Annotated in this window: 22 protein-coding genes and 1 pseudogene; 21 read left to right on the top strand and 2 right to left on the bottom strand. The window is 56.9% G+C overall.

Annotated features, from left to right (window positions below; all coding sequences use genetic code 11):
• The first annotated feature begins 17 nt into the window (after positions 1-17).
• The 13 genes and pseudogenes from KI228_RS22665 to KI228_RS22715 all read left to right on the top strand — a co-directional run bounded on the left by KI228_RS22665 (position 18) and on the right by KI228_RS22715 (position 7,567).
• Entirely contained in the window at positions 18-710 is a 693-nt protein-coding gene (locus tag KI228_RS22665; protein ID WP_141227320.1) for a DNA methylase, read from the top strand.
• Positions 707-928 (top strand): hypothetical protein, encoded by a 222-nt coding sequence (locus KI228_RS22670; protein WP_141227321.1) that lies wholly within the window; start codon positions 707-709, stop codon positions 926-928. The genes KI228_RS22665 and KI228_RS22670 overlap by 4 nt, the downstream gene beginning before the upstream one ends.
• 155 nt (positions 929-1,083) lie before the next feature.
• Positions 1,084-1,398 carry a DUF1380 domain-containing protein gene (locus KI228_RS22675; RefSeq protein ID WP_224267609.1) on the top strand — a complete coding sequence of 105 codons (315 nt, stop codon included), beginning with the start codon at positions 1,084-1,086 and terminating at the stop codon, positions 1,396-1,398.
• 356 nt (positions 1,399-1,754) lie between these two features.
• A complete protein-coding gene (locus KI228_RS22680) occupies positions 1,755-2,186 on the top strand; it encodes an antirestriction protein (protein ID WP_141227322.1) in 432 nt (143 codons plus the stop codon).
• Between the two features lie 50 nt (positions 2,187-2,236).
• Entirely contained in the window at positions 2,237-2,434 is a 198-nt protein-coding gene (locus KI228_RS22685; protein WP_141227323.1) for a hypothetical protein, read from the top strand.
• A 798-nt stretch (positions 2,435-3,232) separates the two neighbouring features.
• On the top strand, positions 3,233-3,493 hold the full coding sequence (locus KI228_RS22690; RefSeq protein WP_046887038.1) for a hypothetical protein: 261 nt from the start codon (positions 3,233-3,235) through the stop codon (positions 3,491-3,493).
• Positions 3,494-3,507: 14 nt separating this feature from the next.
• Positions 3,508-3,873, top strand: coding sequence for a hypothetical protein (locus KI228_RS22695; RefSeq protein ID WP_141227325.1), 366 nt, complete (start codon positions 3,508-3,510; stop codon positions 3,871-3,873).
• 67 nt (positions 3,874-3,940) lie between these two features.
• On the top strand, positions 3,941-5,536 hold the full coding sequence (locus tag KI228_RS22700) for a ParB/RepB/Spo0J family partition protein (protein ID WP_224267608.1): 1,596 nt from the start codon (positions 3,941-3,943) through the stop codon (positions 5,534-5,536).
• A gap of 273 nt (positions 5,537-5,809) precedes the next feature.
• Positions 5,810-5,959, top strand: a complete 150-nt coding sequence (locus KI228_RS24370) for a hypothetical protein (RefSeq protein ID WP_224267607.1) — start codon at positions 5,810-5,812, stop codon at positions 5,957-5,959.
• Between the two features lie 37 nt (positions 5,960-5,996).
• Positions 5,997-6,431, top strand: coding sequence for a conjugation system SOS inhibitor PsiB (gene psiB, locus KI228_RS22705; RefSeq protein WP_141227326.1), 435 nt, complete (start codon positions 5,997-5,999; stop codon positions 6,429-6,431).
• The gene (locus KI228_RS22710; RefSeq protein ID WP_141227327.1) at positions 6,428-7,159 is read left to right on the top strand and encodes a plasmid SOS inhibition protein A; all 732 of its coding nucleotides are present in this window, start codon (positions 6,428-6,430) and stop codon (positions 7,157-7,159) included. Before psiB ends, KI228_RS22710 begins: the two co-directional genes overlap by 4 nt.
• A 203-nt stretch (positions 7,160-7,362) precedes the next feature.
• A pseudogene (locus tag KI228_RS24375) lies at positions 7,363-7,500 on the top strand (DUF5431 family protein); the annotation flags it as partial.
• Complete coding sequence (locus KI228_RS22715) at positions 7,442-7,567, top strand: type I toxin-antitoxin system Hok family toxin (protein ID WP_224267612.1); 126 nt, start codon at positions 7,442-7,444, stop codon at positions 7,565-7,567. The pseudogene KI228_RS24375 and the gene KI228_RS22715, both read left to right, overlap by 59 nt.
• Before the next feature lie 268 nt (positions 7,568-7,835).
• Here the strand turns inward: KI228_RS22715 and KI228_RS22720 are convergent, their stop codons facing one another.
• Positions 7,836-8,087, bottom strand: coding sequence for a DUF2767 family protein (locus KI228_RS22720; RefSeq protein ID WP_141227328.1), 252 nt, complete (start codon positions 8,085-8,087; stop codon positions 7,836-7,838).
• Positions 8,088-8,652: 565 nt separating this feature from the next.
• Between KI228_RS22720 and KI228_RS22725 the strand changes: the two genes are divergently transcribed.
• From KI228_RS22725 to KI228_RS22755, 7 genes are all read left to right on the top strand, one after another.
• Positions 8,653-8,973, top strand: coding sequence for a hypothetical protein (locus KI228_RS22725; RefSeq protein WP_080346656.1), 321 nt, complete (start codon positions 8,653-8,655; stop codon positions 8,971-8,973).
• 65 nt (positions 8,974-9,038) lie between these two features.
• On the top strand, positions 9,039-9,500 hold the full coding sequence (locus KI228_RS22730; RefSeq protein WP_141227329.1) for a hypothetical protein: 462 nt from the start codon (positions 9,039-9,041) through the stop codon (positions 9,498-9,500).
• Between the two features lie 87 nt (positions 9,501-9,587).
• Entirely contained in the window at positions 9,588-9,734 is a 147-nt protein-coding gene (locus tag KI228_RS22735; RefSeq protein ID WP_046887033.1) for a hypothetical protein, read from the top strand.
• A gap of 39 nt (positions 9,735-9,773) precedes the next feature.
• Positions 9,774-10,574 (top strand): N-6 DNA methylase, encoded by an 801-nt coding sequence (locus KI228_RS22740; protein ID WP_141227330.1) that lies wholly within the window; start codon positions 9,774-9,776, stop codon positions 10,572-10,574.
• A gap of 44 nt (positions 10,575-10,618) precedes the next feature.
• A complete protein-coding gene (locus KI228_RS22745; RefSeq protein WP_046887031.1) occupies positions 10,619-10,954 on the top strand; it encodes a hypothetical protein in 336 nt (111 codons plus the stop codon).
• Between the two features lie 804 nt (positions 10,955-11,758).
• Positions 11,759-12,052, top strand: coding sequence for a hypothetical protein (locus tag KI228_RS22750; protein ID WP_141227331.1), 294 nt, complete (start codon positions 11,759-11,761; stop codon positions 12,050-12,052).
• Positions 12,053-12,063: 11 nt separating this feature from the next.
• Positions 12,064-12,885 carry a DUF932 domain-containing protein gene (locus KI228_RS22755; RefSeq protein ID WP_141227332.1) on the top strand — a complete coding sequence of 274 codons (822 nt, stop codon included), beginning with the start codon at positions 12,064-12,066 and terminating at the stop codon, positions 12,883-12,885.
• Positions 12,886-12,912: 27 nt separating this feature from the next.
• Here the strand turns inward: KI228_RS22755 and KI228_RS22760 are convergent, their stop codons facing one another.
• Positions 12,913-13,452, bottom strand: a complete 540-nt coding sequence (locus KI228_RS22760; protein WP_141227333.1) for a lytic transglycosylase domain-containing protein — start codon at positions 13,450-13,452, stop codon at positions 12,913-12,915.
• Between the two features lie 599 nt (positions 13,453-14,051).
• Here KI228_RS22760 and KI228_RS22765 point away from each other — a divergent pair.
• Complete coding sequence (locus KI228_RS22765; protein ID WP_141227334.1) at positions 14,052-14,441, top strand: relaxosome protein TraM; 390 nt, start codon at positions 14,052-14,054, stop codon at positions 14,439-14,441.
• The last annotated feature ends 12 nt before the right edge of the window (positions 14,442-14,453 follow it).

Below are 14,453 nucleotides of genomic sequence, written 5' to 3' on the forward strand. Positions count from 1 at the left end.
TCAGAAAGGAGAGTGCTATGTCCCGTTTTATCCTGGGTGACTGCGTGCAGGTCATGTCCCGTTTTCCGTCGCGTGCCGTCGATTTTATTCTTACCGATCCGCCGTATCTCGTCGGCTACAGGGATCGTACCGGGCGCACGATTGCCGGTGACAATACGCCGGAATGGTTGCAACCCGCCTGCCATGAAATGTACCGCGTGCTGAAGAACGACAGCCTGCTGGTGAGCTTCTACGCCTGGAACCGCGCCGATCTGTTTATCAGCGCCTGGAAAGCGGCCGGCTTTCGCATCGTGGGTCATGTTGTCTTTGCCAAAACTTACGCATCGAAATCCACCTTTGTCGGATACACACATGAAAACGCCTATCTGCTGGCAAAAGGGCGCCCACGAACGCCGGACCGCCCCATTCCTGATGTGATCCCCTGGAAATACACGGGAAACCGCCATCACCCGACTGAAAAGCCGGTGCAGAGCCTGCGCCCGCTGATTGATTCCCTGACGAAACCCGGCGCCATTGTCCTGGACCCCTTCGCCGGCAGCGGCTCCACCTGCGTGGCCGCTGCGGAACTCAGCCGCCGCTATATCGGGATCGAGATGCTTGAGGAATACCACGCGGCCGGCGTTCGCCGTCTGGCGCAGGTTGAACGGGCCAGGAAAATGCCGGCCGCCAATGACAACAGTTATTACCCTGGCTTCCCGGAGGCCGCATGAACTACGCGGGGATGGAAAAACTGCGCACGGACGTGGCCGCACTGAGCAACGCCATGTGCGATGTACGGATGCTGCTGAACCGCCTTGAATCACAGCACCGGCACGACGCGGCCACGCTGGCAGAACGTATGGCCGCCCAGTCCCTGCGCCGCATTAATGCCCTGTTACTGGAGGCGTACCGCGAAGCCCTTGTGCTCGACGAAACCTTTCAGGACTGACCGACCCGGCCGGACGTTGCCCGGCCTGTTTACCCCAAAAGAGAGAAGAAAATGTACGGAACCCGCGAAGCACTTTGTGTGCAGCTCAAGAAAATGTTTAGCCGTGATGAACACCTGATCCTGCTGGTCTGGACGGAGGAGGGAATACGCGAGGCGTGCCGGGATCATCACCCGGCCCGGATGAAGCGGAAGTCATGGCGCTGATGAAGGCGATCGGGGAGCGAAAAATGGCTGACATTCACCAGACCGGCGTGACGGGTGCCGGGGTGAGCGAGCTGCTGACCCGCCAGCGCGAAGCGGCAGTGCAGGTGAGCGTTCCTGCGGCCCTGCTGTCCCGGGTGCTCAGGGATTATGAATGTGAGCTGGAACAGCGCGCGGGCCAGGCATGGGAAGCCGGCCGGACAGAGCCGTTGTCAGTACAGGAGGCCAGAAACGACGTATACCGGCTTAAAGAAGCCCTTGCAGCATGAAGACGGGCCGGGGGTGTTCCCCCGGTACACCGGTGGCCATCCACTGCGAAAAAGGAAGTCAGTGCCTTCCGCCTTTATCCGCCGCCACCCTCCGGGCCGCGTCGGGACAGTGAAACTCCCCTGACGCGCCGTGCGGTGACGGCATAGCCGTGACTTCACTGTAGCCCGGCCGCTGCGGCCAAAAGGGTTCGCTCACGCCTCCGTCCTCACCCGTTCGCACCCTTTACGGTGCATTCAGCCCGTGAAGGGCTTGCGCTGCGGCTTGCGGCGTCGCCCCTTCGTCCTCCGCTTTTCGCCGGTCTGTCGTGTCGTCACGGCGATGCCGGAACCGAGAATATTTTAACCGTGGAGGATATATGAACCAGACCCTGACCCGTTGTGATTCCGTTCGTCTTGATGGCGCGCAGCGTCTGACTTTTCTGCCTGATGTGTTTGGCGGCGACTTTATGCTGTCAGAAGTGTCCGTTTATGCCTACGCGAGCCGCTACTGCCCCGACTATGCGGGAGGATTCTGGCACTTTTACCGTCTGCCGGACGGCGGTGGATTTATGGCGCCGGACGTAGAAAGCCTGACCCTGTGCAACAAAGAAAACTGGTTTGAGCAGACCGTCAGCGGGGAAGTGGCGGGGATCATCATCACGGCACTGGTACTGAATCACCGTAGCTGGCACTACAGCCACCATGACCGCGAGGAGCTGTGCCGCCACTTCTGCCGCCGTTATGAGCAGCTGATGGCGTTTGCTGACAGCCATCCGGAAAGCGCCACCATCTGGCGCGCGCTTGACTGAATGGCCGCCGGAGGCGTGACCTCCGGCTTTTAAAGAGAAGGAATAACCGAATGCAACTATCACCAGAAACGCGCAGTATCCTGCGCCAGTATAAAAAACTCATTAACCAGAGACGGCGCGAAGCAGGACTCAGCCCCGTAACCACTGCGAAAGTGGTTGAGGAAATCTGCGAATCCGCTACCCGGCAATGTGCGGTCTATCTCTGCGGGCACTTCATTCTCCAGGGCGGGGAAGGCGACGGGAGGTGAATTATCCGGGCGGGGCATAAGCGCCGCCTGTACGCGCGCGAAAACCCTGTCATCCCTGCGGGCTGACGGCGGTTGCTCCTGCGCCTGCGGCGCCTGCACCACCGCCCTGGCGTCAGGTACAAAAAAACACAGTAGAGGATGGGGCCTGAGGGCAAATTGTCACAGAAAATACCCTGCGTGGCGTGGCGTGGCGTGGCGTGGCGTGGCGTGGCGTGGCGTGGCGTGGCGTGGCGTGGCGTGGCGAAACTGCAACCCGATCAGCAATTTCCCCGATAACACCACAAAGACAACTATAACCAGAACCAGAACGAAGTGCAGGAAACTGGCCCCCTTCGGCTCCTGACCCGCTGCGCGGTCCAGTCGTCAAGCCCCACTCCGCCAGGCGGCTGCGTTGCACCCGCCAGTCTCCGCCGAATCCCTTCGAGTTTCGGGCCATTCGGCTAGGGTCTGATGGCTTAAGTCAACGACACGGCTTGCTCCGGCCGTGCCGTCCGGGCCGCCTCCACCGCGCCGGCGGTGCCGTCGCTTTAATGTCGCCACGCCGTTCCGACGTGTCGGGTGCGTGCATCCTGTTCCCCCGGTGACGCCATCCCCCGTGTGTCCTCCCGCGGAGGGCTGTTCGTAGCACCGTCGGGTCGTCATACAAGGGGTGGAATAAACGCCGCAAGAAACTTTTTGCGGGCAAAAACTTTCAGCCGTCGCCCCTTTCCTTCCTCCCTTCGCCGTTGCTCCTTTGCCCTTTGCCGCGAGAGAACTCACCAGGGAGATGGACAACCATCACCACAGGAGAAAACCAGGATGCACACACGAAACGTCAACGTCAGAACCGCCGCTCAAGAATCTTCTAGGAAGATAGGGGGAAAAAGCATTTTTCTGGCGGCTCTGGCAATGCCTGTCACGCGTCGGATAGCAAGGGCGACGGATAAAGCACGGTTTCATGCAGCAATGGCAGAGGAAGCTCATGCGCACTACGGCGAGCCGTTCACCCCACTTGACCTCTGCCGGAACCTGATCGAGGGATTTGTGCAGGGGCTGAAAAACAACCGCAACAAACGCTGAAGAAGGAGACAAAAATGCAGACCCTGAAAGCCGCCCTGTCGGGCAAAAAGGTCGGTGAAAGCCGCGACATCTTGAAACTGTTACGCATTCAGGCCACCGAAACCCACTTGGTGGAGTTCGATAACGTGGACATACGTTTTAACGACTGCACGAACTGGCAGGTAGTGAAGGGCGGGGAGCGCATCCTGTTCAGCACCCGTATGCACGAGCGCTTCTCTGAAGTGAAATCCGGTGTGCTGGCAACCATCTCGGTATGCGAAAACGCCGCAACAGCCTCTGACAGCGCGATGCTGGAAAGCGCGAAAGCGCTGATGAAGTGCCTCGACGGCTACCCATCCTTTGCTGCACTCGCAGCGCACCCGAAACGTATTACCGATTAACAAAGTGCCGTGACCGGATCGCACTCCGGCCACGGCGAACCACAACTGAAATAAAGGGGTAACAATCATGGTCGCCACCAATACTACGGCAAAGAAACCGCAAAAATCCACCCGCAGCCGCAAGGCTTCGCCAGAAACTGCGTCCGCAGCTAACGATACCCTGACGCAGGTGCTGGCCACCACGCCCGTTCAGCTGCTCCCGTATGCCTCGCTGTCCGCAACGCCGCTTAATGTGCGCCGCGTCCTGCACACTGAAAAGGAAGTCGAAGAACTGACCGACAGTATTGAAGCCGTCGGTATCCTCCAGAACCTCATCGGTGTAGCGCAGAACGACGGCACCATAGGGATTGTAGGCGGGGAAGGCCGTCGCCGTGCAACGGGCATTCTGGTACAGAGAGGGGTGATTGACCCGCAGACACCTTACGTTCCGGTGAAGGTGATCCCGGTGGAGATGGCGGTAGTGGCGTCCATGACTGAAAACGGTCAGCGCAAAAACATGCACCCGGCTGAGCAGATCGTCGGGTTCCGGACACTGGCGCAGGAAGGGAAAACCGCGTCGCAGATTGCTGCCCTGCTGGGCTACGGGCATCGCCATGTTCAGCGCTGTCTGAAACTGGCAAACCTCGCCCCCTCCCTGCTGGACGCGCTGGGACGTGATGAACTGACGCTTGAACAGTGCGGCGTACTGACCCTTGCCGACACACACGAACGTCAGGAGCAGGTCTGGAAGGAGGCGGTCAGAACGTGGGGCAACCCTGCCGTGCAGACCCTGCGCAGAATGGTCGTGGACGACAAACTGGCCATCAGTCATCCGATGTTCGTCTTTGTCGGGGAAAAAGCCTACACCGACGCGGGAGGCGAACTGACCCGCGATCTGTTCAGCGATGCCGACAGCACCTTTGCCGATGCCTCGCTGGTCAAATCACTACTCGATGCGAAGCTGAGCATTCTGGCGATGCAGATCAAACAAGAGCAGGGCTGGGGCTGGGCTGAATCACGCCTGACGGAGCTGCGCGAACACGGTGAGGATGATGCGCAGTATCGCTTCGCCATGCCACAGGCTGTCCTGACGGACGAGGAAACGCAGCGCATCAGCGAGCTGGAAGAACAGATCGAGGCCACCGAGACCTACGATGATGAATACGTCCTGCAACAGGAGATTGAGGATATATATATTGCTGCAAAGTACCGCGAGGCCACTCCGGAGTTCCGTGCTGCGCACGGGGTTTGGGTTTCGTGGGATGGCAGTGATTTTCAGGTTCAGCCGGGTATCCGCAGACTGACCGACGAAGATCGTCAGCAGGAGGAAGAAGCCCGTCAGGCTCGCGAAAATGAAAGTAACCTGCTTACGTATACCGCGCCGGATATCCCGGCCGATTCCTACCCTGCCACGCTGGTAAAGGCCATGTCAGCCGAGCGCACACTGGCGGTGCAGGCTGAGCTGGCCGGGCGGCCGGACGTATCGGTGGCGCTGCTGACGTGGACGCTTTGCATGAAGATGTTCTCACGCAAGTGCCACGGTCGCCGTCAGGAACCTCTCAGGGCGTATGTCAGCACCAATCAGCATCACCTGTCCTCACTGGCCCCGTCCGGGGAAGAGGGCAGGGCACTCATGACCCTGAACGCACAGCGCGAGGCGTTTCAGGCGACCCTGCCGGAATAATGGGATCGGGATTTTACCTGGCTGCTGTCATGGTCTCCTGAGCAGGTTAACGCCCTGCTTGGCTTCTGCGCGGCCCACGGGATCGATGGCCTTCAGGAGCGCCTCTACAACCGCACCGATGCCAGCGAGCTTGATAACCTTGAGGCGGCGCTCGACTTTGATCTGCGTAAGTGGTGGCAACCGGATGCGGAGAACTATTTCGGCAAGATAAAAATCACTCAGATCGTACAGGCGTATGAACAGGCAGGACTGACCGGACGCGCCGGGGAGATTGTGAAGCTGAAACGCCGGGATGCGGCACAGGCCGCCGCGCAGGATCTAAACGCGCAGGGCTGGCTGCCTGACTGGATGGTTCGCGCAGATGCTGTCACGCAGGATGCGTCTGACAATACCGCTTCTGACCTGACTGATCACGCAGCATAATACCGGAGGCCGCCGCCTCCGGGCGGCGGGATAAAACATGAATACAGCTTATGACCTGAAACAGATTAATGCCCTGTCCGCCTCTGATATGGAGTTTATCCGCCAGCAGGGGGAACTGCCACGCCGTGCGCTCAGCGATGCCGTGACCGGGCTGCTGACCGTTCCGGTGGGCTGGCGAGTCTGCGCCGAATACCGCGCCGAGTTCGGCGGTTTCTTCCCGGTACAGTGCCGCTTCAGTGCAGCAGAGAGCGATGACTGGCACCTGTGCGTGTGCAGTCCGGGTGAGGTGTCACCCTACTGGCTTCTGGTGCTGCTGTCAGCAGGTGGCAGCGTGGTGCGCACGATGTACCAGAGTGAAAGCCTTGAACCTGATGTGATCAGCCAGCTGGTTGCACAGATGGCAGGTCTGCGCCGTTTCAACTGCACAGCCAGCACGGTCGCAAATTTGATGGGTATGGAGGTGCCGGCATGATCCCGAACTCCCGCGCGCTTGTCTCCCTGAATCCTACCCGTCAGGCCGCCATTCAGGCCATCAGTCATGTCGAAATGTCCCGTGAACGCGGCTCCCGGCTGCCTGCCATGCCGTATGTGCGCACCTTTCTGCGTCTTCTCACGGGCAGCGGTCGCCTTAATGCCACCGTGGCACGTCAGATCCCGGGGCTTCACTGGGTGCCTAAAAACCGGCATTCAAACCTGAAGCAGGTGGAAGAGGCACTTGATACGATGATTGCCACCGGCGGTGAGGCCTGTCCGTTGCCGCTGACTGGTGATGTACAGGCCGAGCTTTTCCCCGAGGTAATGCACACCCGGACGGACAGAAGGCTGCACAAGAGCAACATCAGCACCACCCGCCAACTGCGCCGCGAATCCCGTGAAATCGATCAGCAATGGCGGCTGCGCCGGAATCTGCTTGCGCAGGCCGAAACGGAACTGAATTTTCAGTCACCCGAAACAGTCTGTACCTGGTATACCCGCTGGAGCGACGAGCTTGACGCGGGGGAGCTGGCACCGGCCTTCTGGAGCTGGCAGACGCGATTCGCATCGCTGAAGGAACTGCACTGGCTACGCCTGAGCGGTGAACCGCTGTATGCCGTGATGTATGAAGTGGCGTACCTTGTCCGAAATACGCCGGAGACTGTCCGCGCCGGTGAGCGCTGGCTGGTACCGAACAAACTGCGCCACAGGGTCATTACTGACTGACAAAATAGGTGGTGATTTATACAGTTTTCAGACTGTTAATCCTGGGCAGGAAGTGTTCAGCCGGGTATAATGGCGATGGCGCTTGAGGCTTTTTGCCTCATGACGTTCTGTGGGTTTGTTATGGTTGTTGTGAGGCAGAAAGAAGAAAGCCCCGAAGGTAATTTTTCAATTAACCAACGAGGCTCAATCTTGATACTAGACACATCCAGAATAGCCTCTTACCGCGCTCTGCGCAAGGAGAAGAAGGCTATGAAACTGCCGCGAAGTACCGTTGTCTGGTGCGTGCTGATAGTGTGTCTCACACTGCTCGCATTCACTTACCTGACCCGGAAATCGCTCTGCGAAATCCGGCTGAAGGACGGAAATCGGGAGGTCGCTGCCGTGCTAGCCTACGAATCCGGTAAGTAGCAACCTGTGAGGCGGGGGCAACCCCGCCTTTTCAGGGCTTCGGATGAGTTTAGCTTCCCACAAGCGCCTTTATGAAGGGGTTGCCGGTTCGCCGGTAGCCCCTTTTTCCCCTTCTGCGCGACCGCACGCATGAACAACGGAAGGGCTGTTCCCCTCCGGGGAACGGGGCAGGGCGGCAGCGCCTCCGGCGCGCCCGCTCTCTTCCCCCGCCGTATTACAAATGAAATACAGAATACTTTCTGCAGGAGATGTCCGGTGCCGGTGATGATCAGCCGGATTTGCCGAATTTATCGTCCCGACCGGTGGCGAGCTGCTCGATGGCAAACAGAATGCCGGTGTGCGACGTGTCTGTTTCGATCATAAATTTCCAGTGAAGTCTTTTCAGCTGATAAACCAGCTGGTCACGGTGGGTTTCAGCGCCGTTACTGGCCAGCATCAGGCAGCACTGTCCGACAATTCTGCAGACTTCATCATAGAGAAGACTCTCTTCATCATCAGTTGTGTTTTTCTGTTGTGACATGATTACCGCCGTATCTGTACGTTTTCCGCTCTGATTCAGGATATATCAAAGACCACAGATCCACACCAGCTGGCCCCCTTCGGCTCCTGACCCGCTGCGCGGTTCAGTCGTCAAGCCCCACTCCGCCAGGCAGCTGCTTCGCACCCGCCAGTCTCCGCCGAATCCCTCCGGGTTTCGGGCCATACGGCTAGGGTCTGATGGCTGAAGTCAACGACACGGCTTGCTCCGGCCGTGCCGTCCGGGCCGCCTCCACCGCGCCGGCGGTGCCGTCGCTTTAATGCCGCCACGCCGTTCCGACGTGTCGGGTGTGTGCATCCTGTTCCCCCGGTGACGCCATCCCCCGTGCGTCCTCACGCGGAGGGCTGTTCGTAGCACCGTCATTCGTCTGCCCGCAAGGGTACGCTTCGCCGTTCCTCGCCCGTTCGCACTCGCCTGAAACGGCTCGCTTGCGCTGCGGCCTGCGGTGACGCCCGTGCGTTCATCCGCCTGCCGTTGCTCCTTTGCCCTTTGCCGCGAGAGAACTCACCAGGGAGATGGACAACCATCACCACAGGAGAAAACCAGGATGCACACACAAAACGTCAACGTCAGAACCGCCGCTCAAGAATCTTCCAGGAAGATGGGGGTTAAACCCGTGTCGTACACGATCCTCGTCGCTGAGAAGAAAAAAAATGCAGCGCCAGAAGAAGAGTGGGATGTCATGGAATTCAACACTCTTGCAGCGCTTAAAAAATTACGCAGAGTCTGCCCGGAAACCATGAGCTGCAGTTACCAGTACGCGCTTAGCAGCGGCGTGGACAAGCAGTTTCGCCATATCAACGTGGTTGAAGCCGACCACTTTAAGCAGTTTGTGCGCCAGATAGCGCGCGCAGGCATCGACGCATAGATCAGCCGTTTTGCCGTGCCGCAGCTGCTGCACGGCAAAACCAGACAACCCGAGGAGTACACCAGATGAACGTTAATACCCTGAATGCAGTGCAGATGGCCTTTTATGTCCCGTCCCATAACACCCTCTATGCCTGGGCAAAGCAGCATGACGGCGAATGGGTGACCGAAAACGGATCGGCCACGCTGGACGCTGTGCGCCGCATTTACCCCGATATGGTTCTGGTGACCGAAGCGGCCGCGCTGGAAATGCAGAACGCCGGATACCGCCGCCCGTGGGAAGAAACCACAGAAGAGTATTACGTCAGCCAGCTGGAGATGCTGTCGCTAATGGACTGGTGCCGGGGTTTTGGTGGGGAGTCGTTCAAGTCGATGGATTTTACGGGCGCCGATGTGACGGCAATTTTTGTGCGCTACGGGGATCGTTTTTTCTGGTGCCATGACCTGCACACCCTGACACACCGCGATCTGATTGGTGAAGTGATTAACCAGTTCTGCCTGGGAGATGTGCTGAATTCCGGGCATTAAAAAAGCAGGGTTTCCCCTGCTCTGTCTATGCCGGGCGACCGCTACCAAACGAAACCCGGCAATCACAATCAACGTAAGGAGTTAATCATGAAATTTGACCCGCAAACTGTCGCACAGGCTGAGGCGTTTGTAAATGCCATCCGGGCAGGAAAACGCGGCCACATACCCGCGCTGCGCTTCGGCCAGTGGCAGCAATTCATGACCACCGTTTACGCCGGTCTCGGTCTGGCTTAACAGGAGACGGCCGCCCACGGGCGGCCGGTAAGGAAAACCATGTCACAACTGAGTTTTGAATCCCTGTTTATGGCCGAACCGGCAGCGGCGCAGGCAGTGAGTCAGCCGACCGCTACTCCGCCGCGCATGATCTCCGCAGATGAGGCCCGCCGGGAATTTATCCGCGTGTTTCGCCATACCGCGCCGGATATGCGCCGTCTGGAAGTGTTCCGTGACTTCGTGTCGCTTGCCGCCCGTGAGCTGGATATGGCACGCATTCGCTCACCGGAGAATATCGAGGAGAGCCGCCGGATCTGCGAACGATATAAGCCTGATGACATCAGCGACTTCAAAAAGCTTTTCTGCCTGATGGTCACGGCGCTTGAGGCCAGGTTTCATGACTTTCTGGGCTCCCTGCTGATGGAGCTCGAGCTGGGCGCGTCTGAAATGGCGCAGTTTTTTACGCCCTACCACCTTCAGCAACTGATGGCCCGGATGTTGTCACAGGGTGCGCCTGCCGTGGTGGCCCGCCAGGGCTTTATAACAGTGGACGAACCCGCTTGCGGATCGGCAGGCATGATCGTCGCCTGGGCAGAGTGCATGCTTGAAGCAGGGCTGAACCCATCGGAACACCTGTATACACGGTGTACCGATATTGACCCGATGGTGTCAGATATCGCCTTCATCCAGCTAAGTCTGTTAGGAATCCCGGCAGAAGTGATCACCGGCAATACGCTGACGCTAAAAGCAAACCGGGTGCGCTACACGCCCGTGTATTACCTGAATAACTGGCCTGAGCGGCTGGCGTTCCGTCGCCGCCTCGATGCCATGCGAAACTTTCTGGCCCCCGAGGCCGCGTGAACGTAAGGGAAAGGGCAGGCGAAACCTGCCCGGAGGAATACCGCATGAACAATAACGCGCTGAACACGATACCGGCCACAGTGCTGGAGACGATGGCGGAGCAGGTTGAAGAGGCTGCAGGTATGGTAATGATCCGCAGCAATGACGACCGCGCGGCACTGGCCGCCGCCGGGCTCTGGCAGTTTGCACGTCAGACTGGCCTGGACGGTGATGGCGAGTCACTGGAGACGGTGCTGACAGATTTTATGGCCAACCTGCTGCACCTGTGTGAGTACGTTGATCCTGACGAGAAAGGAGAGGCACGGTTTAACGCTGCGCTGACAATGGCCAGAATGCACTTTGAACAGGAACGTCAGGAGGATGACGGCGGGGCGTGGTGATAAGGCTGGTTAAAAACCAGGCAAAAGGACAGGGGAGGCACGGGACGTGCTTCCCCTTTGTTTATCCACAGCTTTGCCGCTGAGCTGTCCAGCATGACGGTGGATAACAGGGGCAAAGGGCCCAGCCCCTTCGGGGCAGGAGTGCCGGAAGCGCCTCCGGCGCATTCGTTGCACCTGCTCTTCCTGTACTCCCTGGCATCAGGTCCCGGTATTCAGTGCATGTGGTTTGCCAGGCAAAGCCAGAGTGTGCCGGCATGGTTTTCGGCCGGATGCTGTCGCTTGGTCATGATCGCTACCAGAACCAGAACCACGGCGAAGGGCAGGAAACTGGCCCCCTTCGGCTCCTGACCCGCTGCGCGGTTCAGTCGTCGAGCCCCACTCCGCCAGGCGGCTGCGCAGCACCCGCCAGTCTCCGCCGAACCCCTGCGGGTTTCGGGCCATACGGCTAGGGTCTGATGGCTGAAGTCAACGACATGGCTTGCTCCGGCCGTGCCGTCCGGGCCGCCTCCACCGCGCCGGCGGTGCCGTCGCTTTAATGCCGCCACGCCGTTCCGACGTGTCGGGTGTGTGCATTCTGTTCCCCCGGTGACGCCATCACCCTGTGTGTCCTCCCGCGGAGGGCTGGTCGTAGCACCGTCGGGTCGTCATCCAAGGGGTGAAATACACGCCGCCAGAAACTTTTTGCGGGCAAAAACTTTCTGCCGCCGCCCCTTTCCTTCCTCCCTTCGCCGTTGCTCCTTTACCCTCTGCCGCGAGAGAACTCACCAGGGAGATGGACAACCATCACCACAGGAGAAAACCAGGATGCACACACGAAACGTCAACGTCAAAACCGCCGCTCAAGAATCTTCCGGAAGATGTGATTCAACACTTTCCGTTGCCCAGTTTACCGAGCTGTTTTGCTGGGTACTGGCAGCAACTGAAGGCGAACCGCAGCCAGCCGTTTTCACACCGCCAGCATGCGCGCTTGAAATGATCATGCTGAATAAATACACCGATGAATATGTTTCGATCTGGATTGTTGACAGCTGGCCGGTTGCTATTGAGCTGCCGCAAATAGGTTTCTTCCGGGTTTTAACTTCAGTCAAATCTAATTAAAGGGGAATATTATGATCAGCTTTGCAAACCGTTACCGCGCACCAGTCTCAATTCGCCAGAACCGCCCGCTGACCAATGACGAATTACAGCGTATTGTTCCGAGTGCATTTTCTTCCGAGAAACACGACTCACGTTCCGAACGTTATACTTATATCCCGACCATTGACATTCTTGACCGCCTGCGTGAAGAAGGCTTTGAGCCTTATTATGCAACGCAGTCCCGCACGCGTGATATCGAGAAGCGCGAATTCACAAAGCATTTATTACGCCTGCGCCGTCACGATCAAATTGCGGGTAAAGAAGTCCCTGAAATTATTCTGCTAAACAGCCACGACGGCTCCAGCAGTTACAAAATGATCCCGGGCATGTTCCGCCAGATTTGTACCAACGGGCTGGTAGCCTGGAAAAACTTCGGTGAAATTAAAGTTCCGCATAAGGGTGATATTGTGGGGCAGGTGATCGAGGGGGCGTATACGGTACTGAAAACTTTCGATACCGTGACGGGCAATATTGACCTCATGAAAGGTATTCAACTGACAGAGCCGGAACAGCGTCTTTTAAGCGCGGCCGCGCTTGAATACAAATATGATGGAGCACATGCACCGGTGACGCCTGAACAGTTATTACAGTCCCGCCGATGGGAAGATAAAAGCCCGGATTTATGGACCACGTTTAACCGTATTCAGGAGAACGTTATCAAAGGCGGGATATCCGGAAAAACGGCAAAAGGTAAACGTACCCGGACGCGCGAAGTCACCGGGATAGATGGTGATATAAAACTGAATCAGGCGCTGTGGAAAATGGCCGAGGAATTCGCGAAACTGAAATCCTGAAAATAAGCCGCTCTTATGAGCGGCTTTTTACTGCACTAATGCCGACGTCTTATCCACGGCTAACTTTTCACCCGTCCTGTCCTCTTTCACCTGGCCGGAACGCTGCGCCAGAATATCTCTTCTCGCCAGCAGGACGCGATATATATTCTTGATATCCTGGGCATACGCCCGGCGGCGCTCGATGAGTTTTTTACTCGGTCCTGTATTATACATTCCAACGCTGTCCCAGTTTTTCCCGTATGACCGGAAGTTGTGCGCCAGCACCCAGGCACCCGTGTAAACACAAATACACGGATCGTTTAACAGACGTTCCCGGCTAATATTAAAGTTTTTAAGCTTTCCGTAATGGGAACTGTTCACCTGCATCCCGCAGACATCTTCCGTTCCATTCCGGTTGGAGCCGTTGATCGCTTTCGGTTTCAGTCGGCTCTCTTTAATGGAAATAGACATAAGTAGCAGCGGATCAATTTTGTAATCCTGTCCGGCCTGGTCAAAGCACATCTGTGGAGCTGCACCTGCAGAAAGTGAGAGGGCCAGCAGAAAGGCAGGTATTAGCGTTAATTTCATGATTGAGCCTTTTAGCGAAATATAAGCCGTTGTGGAAGGCACTGTAAAAAATACCCCGGCCGATCCTCCAAATCAAGATAATTCCCTACAAACGCGCGGAAGCGCTTTCTGCCATGCCCTGAAGGGCAGGCTGAAATAAAAGAGAGTGACAGAGTCACTTTATTTAACCGCCGCTCTATACTAACTCTTTAAAACACCACACCCTACGCAAGACTTCGTCTTGCAGATTTTATCTTTAAATTCAGGTGGATAACATTAGCTATATTGCGGAGTTTTGAGGTGTGGGACTAAAAGGTGTGTCATACCCCACACATAACAGTGCCGGATTAGCACACCTTGCAGTGCCGCCATAGGCACTGCAAGGTGTGGGGATTGTGTGTAGTCAATAATTAGAGTAACTTAAAATTAAGTAGTGCCTAATCCACACACATGATGGTGCCGCATCCACACACATAACAGTGCCGGATTGACACACATGATAGTGCCGGATTAACACACACTTGTTTCAAACTTCGAAATACACAAACAGAGCGCTTAAGGTTAAAACTTAGCTCATGCAGTGCTGCATCCGGCACTGCTTTAAAAATCAGGAAAATATCATGCCGCGTAAGAATATCTACTTCAAAGATAAAATAGACAGAGAAATTCACGATATACTCGAAATAGAGATTCAGAAGGGCGCAACAACGTCAGATATGAACTATTCATCTATCGTCAATGAACTTGTCCGCCTGGGGTTGATGGTCTACAAATCAAAGGAAGAGGGGTCGACGTTCGACCTTGATGGCTACAGGCGCGACCTGATAAAAAAAGTTTCCGGGTCTCGCGAAGGAATGATGATTTTAACGGCGCTCGTCTCTGAAATATTTGTCACCCTGAAAGGTCCGGACAGCGGCATCGCACTGGAAGACCTGGTGAATAACAATATCAGCGCGATAAACGTTGCTGAGGATGCAGCAGAACGTCAGCACTTTATTTCTGATAATTAATTACTTCGTGGC

Source organism: Citrobacter amalonaticus (assembly GCF_018323885.1).
Taxonomy (GTDB): domain Bacteria; phylum Pseudomonadota; class Gammaproteobacteria; order Enterobacterales; family Enterobacteriaceae; genus Citrobacter_A; species Citrobacter_A amalonaticus.

What these genes read in the sequence shown, in the direction of transcription:
- KI228_RS22665 (WP_141227320.1), top strand. Translation starts at nt 18, where the DNA reads ATGTCCCGTTTTATCCTGGGTGACTGCGTGCAGGTCATGTCCCGTTTT.
- KI228_RS22670 (WP_141227321.1), top strand. Translation starts at nt 707, where the DNA reads ATGAACTACGCGGGGATGGAAAAACTGCGCACGGACGTGGCCGCACTG.
- KI228_RS22680 (WP_141227322.1), top strand. Translation starts at nt 1,755, where the DNA reads ATGAACCAGACCCTGACCCGTTGTGATTCCGTTCGTCTTGATGGCGCG.
- KI228_RS22685 (WP_141227323.1), top strand. Translation starts at nt 2,237, where the DNA reads ATGCAACTATCACCAGAAACGCGCAGTATCCTGCGCCAGTATAAAAAA.
- KI228_RS22690 (WP_046887038.1), top strand. Translation starts at nt 3,233, where the DNA reads ATGCACACACGAAACGTCAACGTCAGAACCGCCGCTCAAGAATCTTCT.
- KI228_RS22695 (WP_141227325.1), top strand. Translation starts at nt 3,508, where the DNA reads ATGCAGACCCTGAAAGCCGCCCTGTCGGGCAAAAAGGTCGGTGAAAGC.
- KI228_RS22700 (WP_224267608.1), top strand. Translation starts at nt 3,941, where the DNA reads ATGGTCGCCACCAATACTACGGCAAAGAAACCGCAAAAATCCACCCGC.
- psiB (WP_141227326.1), top strand. Translation starts at nt 5,997, where the DNA reads ATGAATACAGCTTATGACCTGAAACAGATTAATGCCCTGTCCGCCTCT.
- KI228_RS22710 (WP_141227327.1), top strand. Translation starts at nt 6,428, where the DNA reads ATGATCCCGAACTCCCGCGCGCTTGTCTCCCTGAATCCTACCCGTCAG.
- KI228_RS22720 (WP_141227328.1), bottom strand. Translation starts at nt 8,087, where the DNA reads ATGTCACAACAGAAAAACACAACTGATGATGAAGAGAGTCTTCTCTAT.
- KI228_RS22725 (WP_080346656.1), top strand. Translation starts at nt 8,653, where the DNA reads ATGCACACACAAAACGTCAACGTCAGAACCGCCGCTCAAGAATCTTCC.
- KI228_RS22730 (WP_141227329.1), top strand. Translation starts at nt 9,039, where the DNA reads ATGAACGTTAATACCCTGAATGCAGTGCAGATGGCCTTTTATGTCCCG.
- KI228_RS22735 (WP_046887033.1), top strand. Translation starts at nt 9,588, where the DNA reads ATGAAATTTGACCCGCAAACTGTCGCACAGGCTGAGGCGTTTGTAAAT.
- KI228_RS22740 (WP_141227330.1), top strand. Translation starts at nt 9,774, where the DNA reads ATGTCACAACTGAGTTTTGAATCCCTGTTTATGGCCGAACCGGCAGCG.
- KI228_RS22745 (WP_046887031.1), top strand. Translation starts at nt 10,619, where the DNA reads ATGAACAATAACGCGCTGAACACGATACCGGCCACAGTGCTGGAGACG.
- KI228_RS22750 (WP_141227331.1), top strand. Translation starts at nt 11,759, where the DNA reads ATGCACACACGAAACGTCAACGTCAAAACCGCCGCTCAAGAATCTTCC.
- KI228_RS22755 (WP_141227332.1), top strand. Translation starts at nt 12,064, where the DNA reads ATGATCAGCTTTGCAAACCGTTACCGCGCACCAGTCTCAATTCGCCAG.
- KI228_RS22760 (WP_141227333.1), bottom strand. Translation starts at nt 13,452, where the DNA reads ATGAAATTAACGCTAATACCTGCCTTTCTGCTGGCCCTCTCACTTTCT.
- KI228_RS22765 (WP_141227334.1), top strand. Translation starts at nt 14,052, where the DNA reads ATGCCGCGTAAGAATATCTACTTCAAAGATAAAATAGACAGAGAAATT.